Annotated in this window: 1 protein-coding gene, 2 tRNA genes and 3 rRNA genes; 5 read left to right on the top strand and 1 reads right to left on the bottom strand. The window is 50.5% G+C overall.

Annotated features, from left to right (window positions below; translation table 11 throughout):
- Positions 1-202: hypothetical protein (locus tag FCS97_RS16580; RefSeq protein WP_212746413.1), on the bottom strand; the 202-nt coding region annotated here is incomplete at its 3' end.
- Between the two features lie 122 nt (positions 203-324).
- On the opposite strand from FCS97_RS16580, the gene FCS97_RS00230 reads away from it, so the two are divergent.
- From FCS97_RS00230 to rrf, 5 genes are all read left to right on the top strand, one after another.
- A 16S ribosomal RNA gene (locus tag FCS97_RS00230) occupies positions 325-1,855 on the top strand.
- A 164-nt stretch (positions 1,856-2,019) separates the two neighbouring features.
- A tRNA-Ile gene (locus FCS97_RS00225) sits at positions 2,020-2,096 on the top strand.
- A 29-nt stretch (positions 2,097-2,125) separates the two neighbouring features.
- Positions 2,126-2,201: transfer RNA gene (locus tag FCS97_RS00220), tRNA-Ala, on the top strand.
- A 409-nt stretch (positions 2,202-2,610) separates the two neighbouring features.
- Positions 2,611-5,493 (top strand): 23S ribosomal RNA (locus tag FCS97_RS00215).
- 242 nt (positions 5,494-5,735) lie between these two features.
- A 5S ribosomal RNA gene (rrf, locus tag FCS97_RS00210) occupies positions 5,736-5,848 on the top strand.
- The 16S, 23S and 5S rRNA genes sit together here with 2 tRNA genes alongside, the layout of an rRNA operon.
- Positions 5,849-5,895 lie beyond the last annotated feature (47 nt).

Raw genomic sequence — 5,895 nt, 5'->3', positions numbered from 1 at the left:
GATGTGCATAATCTCGTTTCTCTGCTGCACGACAAGCAGCACGAAACGAAGCAAACAAGCGGTTCTTCAGGGTCTCAGGTGGTAACGAGACAGTAGTGAAGAGCGGCAAGGTTAGCAGAAATTTCGAAGCGATCTTTAACAAGTTAACAGCCGATAAGTGTGGGCACTGACCAGATGGGTTGAAGGTTTGTTCTTTTCTCAAAAAGAATGACTTTGAATCACGATTCAGAGTTAGTGCTCACGGAATAAAGTAAATGAATGTGAAAGCTGTCAAGGCTTTTATAAACATCTACTCCGTCGAGTTTAGTAAATTTTGCAGAGATTAAACTGAAGAGTTTGATCCTGGCTCAGATTGAACGCTGGCGGCATGCCTTACACATGCAAGTCGAACGGTAACAGGGAGCTTGCTCCGCTGACGAGTGGCGAACGGGTGAGTAATACATCGGAACGTGCCCAGTAATGGGGGATAGCTCGGCGAAAGCCGGATTAATACCGCATACGCCCTGAGGGGGAAAGTGGGGGACCGCAAGGCCTCACGTTATTGGAGCGGCCGATGGCTGATTAGCTAGTTGGTAGGGTAAAGGCCTACCAAGGCGACGATCAGTAGCTGGTCTGAGAGGACGATCAGCCACACTGGGACTGAGACACGGCCCAGACTCCTACGGGAGGCAGCAGTGGGGAATTTTGGACAATGGGGGAAACCCTGATCCAGCAATGCCGCGTGTGCGAAGAAGGCCTTCGGGTTGTAAAGCACTTTTGTCAGGGAAGAAATCCTTTGGGCTAATACCCTAGGGGGATGACGGTACCTGAAGAATAAGCACCGGCTAACTACGTGCCAGCAGCCGCGGTAATACGTAGGGTGCAAGCGTTAATCGGAATTACTGGGCGTAAAGCGTGCGCAGGCGGTTGTGTAAGACAGGTGTGAAATCCCCGGGCTTAACCTGGGAATTGCATTTGTGACTGCACGACTAGAGTGTGTCAGAGGGGGGTGGAATTCCACGTGTAGCAGTGAAATGCGTAGATATGTGGAGGAACACCAATGGCGAAGGCAGCCCCCTGGGATAACACTGACGCTCATGCACGAAAGCGTGGGGAGCAAACAGGATTAGATACCCTGGTAGTCCACGCCCTAAACGATGTCAACTAGTTGTTGGGGATTTACTTCCTTGGTAACGTAGCTAACGCGTGAAGTTGACCGCCTGGGGAGTACGGCCGCAAGGTTAAAACTCAAAGGAATTGACGGGGACCCGCACAAGCGGTGGATGATGTGGATTAATTCGATGCAACGCGAAAAACCTTACCTACCCTTGACATGGCAGGAACTTTCCAGAGATGGATTGGTGCTCGAAAGAGAACCTGCACACAGGTGCTGCATGGCTGTCGTCAGCTCGTGTCGTGAGATGTTGGGTTAAGTCCCGCAACGAGCGCAACCCTTGTCATTAGTTGCTACGAAAGGGCACTCTAATGAGACTGCCGGTGACAAACCGGAGGAAGGTGGGGATGACGTCAAGTCCTCATGGCCCTTATGGGTAGGGCTTCACACGTCATACAATGGTCGGTACAGAGGGTTGCCAAGCCGCGAGGTGGAGCCAATCCCAGAAAACCGATCGTAGTCCGGATCGCAGTCTGCAACTCGACTGCGTGAAGTCGGAATCGCTAGTAATCGCGGATCAGAATGTCGCGGTGAATACGTTCCCGGGTCTTGTACACACCGCCCGTCACACCATGGGAGTGGGTTCTACCAGAAGTGGCTAGTCTAACCGCAAGGAGGACGGTCACCACGGTAGGATTCATGACTGGGGTGAAGTCGTAACAAGGTAGCCGTATCGGAAGGTGCGGCTGGATCACCTCCTTTCTAGAGAAAGAGAAATTGATCAAGTCTTGAATTTGTTTGGTTGTAGTGCTCACACTTATCGGTTTGTTTAGACGCGAAGATACAAGCAGCAAGAAGAGAGGGCCTTTAAGTGCAGAACGAAAGAACTGTCTAGAGGTCAGGGCCCTGGGGCTGAAAAGTTTACGGGGTCTGTAGCTCAGTTGGTTAGAGCACCGTCTTGATAAGGCGGGGGTCGATGGTTCGAGCCCATCCAGACCCACCATTGGTTTGAAGTAGTTGTAAGAAACACCTGGGGGTGTAGCTCAGCTGGGAGAGCACCTGCTTTGCAAGCAGGGGGTCATCGGTTCGATCCCGTTCACCTCCACCAAGTTTTAGTGCTGCGTAAAAACATGAAGTTTGTATCGAGTGTTTGAATAAAGATTGGCTGTTAGCGGTTAGGCAAGGGGTGCAAGGTTTGCATCGTTTTGCGGTCAAATGAATAGGCGCAATGCTGTGTTTATTCATTTGGCTGTAAGAGTCGCCAAATCATCACGATTTGGACTTGTTCTTTAACAATTTGGAAATGATGAGATATCGAGATAGATACTCCTTTTAACGAAGGTGTAGATATTTTGATTGATGCGATTGCATCATCGTTCTTCTCAAGAAGTGGGTGTGTATCGTTCCTGATATGCACCGGCGCTTGAAATTTAGAATACACACAAACTACTTTGCTTTTTATGGTGATTACAGTGTTGTTTTAAGTGAGTAACTTGAAGCAGGGCTTAACGCTATAGAGTCAAGCGAATAAGTGCACATGGTGGATGCCTTGGCAGTCATAGGCGATGAAGGACGTGGTAGCCTGCGAAAAGCTACGGGGAGCTGGCAAACAAGCTTTGAGCCGTAGATGTCCGAATGGGGAAACCCACCCTTTTAGGGGTATCGCACAGTGAATACATAGCTGTGCGAGGCGAACCTGGAGAACTGAAACATCTAAGTACCCAGAGGAAAAGAAATCAACCGAGATTCCGAGAGTAGTGGCGAGCGAAATTGGAACAGCCTGTACGATTTAGCATTTGAGTTAACAAAACGGTCTTGAAAGTCCGGCCATAGAAGGTGATAGCCCTGTATGTGAAAACTCGATTGTGGAACTAGGCGTACGACAAGTAGGGCGGGGCACGAGAAACCCTGTCTGAACATGGGGGGACCATCCTCCAAGGCTAAATACTCATGACTGACCGATAGTGAACTAGTACCGTGAGGGAAAGGCGAAAAGAACCCCGGGAGGGGAGTGAAATAGATCCTGAAACCGTGTGCATACAAACAGTCGGAGCGGACTTGTTCCGTGACGGCGTACCTTTTGTATAATGGGTCAGCGACTTACATTCAGTGGCAAGCTTAACCGAGTAGGGAAGGCGTAGCGAAAGCGAGTCCGAATAGGGCGTCTAGTCGCTGGGTGTAGACCCGAAACCAGATGATCTATCCATGGCCAGGTTGAAGGTTGGGTAACACCAACTGGAGGACCGAACCCACTAACGTTGAAAAGTTAGGGGATGAGCTGTGGATAGGGGTGAAAGGCTAAACAAATCTGGAAATAGCTGGTTCTCCCCGAAAACTATTTAGGTAGTGCCTCGAGTCTCACTACAGGGGGTAGAGCACTGTTATGGCTAGGGGGTCATCGCGACTTACCAAACCATGGCAAACTCCGAATACCTGTAAGTGCAATCTCGGGAGACAGACATCGGGTGCTAACGTCCGGTGTCAAGAGGGAAACAACCCAGACCGCCAGCTAAGGTCCCTAATATCTGCTAAGTGGAAAACGAAGTGGGAAGGCTAAAACAGTCAGGAGGTTGGCTTAGAAGCAGCCACCCTTTAAAGAAAGCGTAATAGCTCACTGATCGAGTCGTCCTGCGCGGAAGATGTAACGGGGCTAAGCAGATAACCGAAGCTGCGGATGTGCACGTAAGTGCATGTGGTAGGGGAGCGTTCTGTAAGCCTGCGAAGGTGTGTTGTAAAGCATGCTGGAGGTATCAGAAGTGCGAATGCTGACATGAGTAGCGATAAACAGAGTGAAAGGCTCTGTCGCCGTAAGCCCAAGGTTTCCTACGCAACGTTCATCGGCGTAGGGTTAGTCGGCCCCTAAGGCGAGGCAGAAATGCGTAGTCGATGGGAAGCAGGTTAATATTCCTGCACCGACGTGTAATGCGATGGGGGGACGGATCGTGGAAAGTGGTCCAGGTGTTGGATATCCTGGTCCCTGCATCATAGAGGACAGTTAGGCAAATCCGGCTGTCATATACTCAAGGGTGTGGGGGGAAGTAGCTACGGCTACGAACCCATTGGAAGTGGTCCCAAGAAAAGCCTCTAAGCTTCAGTTACACGTTGACCGTACCGCAAACCGACACAGGTGGGCGGGATGAGTATTCTAAGGCGCTTGAGAGAACTCAGGAGAAGGAACTCGGCAAATTGGTACCGTAACTTCGGGAGAAGGTACGCCCTTGTAGCTTGACCATGAACAGTGGAAGGGTGAAGGGGTTGCAATAAAATGGTGGCTGCGACTGTTTAATAAAAACACAGCTCTCTGCAAACACGAAAGTGGACGTATAGGGAGTGACGCCTGCCCGGTGCTGGAAGATTAAATGATGGGGTGCAAGCTCTTGACTGAAGTCCCAGTAAACGGCGGCCGTAACTATAACGGTCCTAAGGTAGCGAAATTCCTTGTCGGGTAAGTTCCGACCTGCACGAATGGCGTAACGATGGCCACACTGTCTCCTCCTGAGACTCAGCGAAGTTGAAGTGTTTGTGATGATGCAATCTCCCCGCGGCTAGACGGAAAGACCCCATGAACCTTTACTGTAGCTTTGCATTGGACTTTGAACCGGTTTGTGTAGGATAGGTGGGAGGCTTTGAAGTGGGAACGCCAGTTCTCATGGAGCCATCCTTGAAATACCACCCTGATCTGTTTGAGGTTCTAACCTTGACCCATTATCTGGGTCGGGGACCGTGCATGGTGGGCAGTTTGACTGGGGCGGTCTCCTCCTAAAGAGTAACGGAGGAGCTCGAAGGTACGCTAAGTACGGTCGGACATCGTACTGATAGTGCAATGGCATAAGCGTGCTTGACTGCGAGACTGACAAGTCGAGCAGGTGCGAAAGCAGGACATAGTGATCCGGTGGTTCTGTATGGAAGGGCCATCGCTCAACGGATAAAAGGTACTCTGGGGATAACAGGCTGATACCGCCCAAGAGTTCACATCGACGGCGGTGTTTGGCACCTCGATGTCGGCTCATCTCATCCTGGGGCTGTAGCCGGTCCCAAGGGTATGGCTGTTCGCCATTTAAAGAGGTACGTGAGCTGGGTTTAAAACGTCGTGAGACAGTTTGGTCCCTATCTGCCGTGGGCGTTGGAAATTTGAAGGGGGCTGTTCCTAGTACGAGAGGACCGGAATGGACGTATCTCTGGTGTACCGGTTGTCACGCCAGTGGCATTGCCGGGTAGCTAAATACGGAAGAGATAAACGCTGAAAGCATCTAAGCGTGAAACTTGCCTTAAGATAAGATTTCCCTGAGGACTTGATCCTCCTGAAGGGCCGTTGAAGACCACGACGTTGATAGGCTGGGTGTGGAAGTGCAGTAATGCATTAAGCTAACCAGTACTAATTGCCCGTGCGGCTTGGCTCTATAGCATTGAGCCTTGCTTAAAAGATACGCACATGAAACAACACAGTAAATCTACCTCGGGCTAACACCCGAATGAAAACCAAGGTAGTTTGTAAAGATATACCCGCAACACGCATCATCAAGATAGCAGCGCTGTCTCAACAGATAACTCATCAGTTCCAAATCGAGCCAATCAGCCGCAACGCTGGTTAGCTAACAAGTAAGTGCAATCAATGCACCGCACTTACAGCCAACCCTCTTTGCCTGACGACCATAGCAAGGTGGTACCACCCCTTCCCATCCCGAACAGGACCGTGAAACGCCTTAGCGCCGATGATAGTGTGCATTCGCATGTGAAAGTAGGACATCGTCAGGCTCTCCAATTCCAAAAAACCCCGCTCCCAAAAGGACGCGGGGTTTTTT

Source organism: Limnobacter alexandrii, assembly GCF_005871185.1.
Lineage (GTDB): Bacteria > Pseudomonadota > Gammaproteobacteria > Burkholderiales > Burkholderiaceae_B > Limnobacter > Limnobacter alexandrii.
Note: the sequence above shows the minus strand (reverse complement) of the source record. Positions and strands in the feature narration are given on the sequence as shown.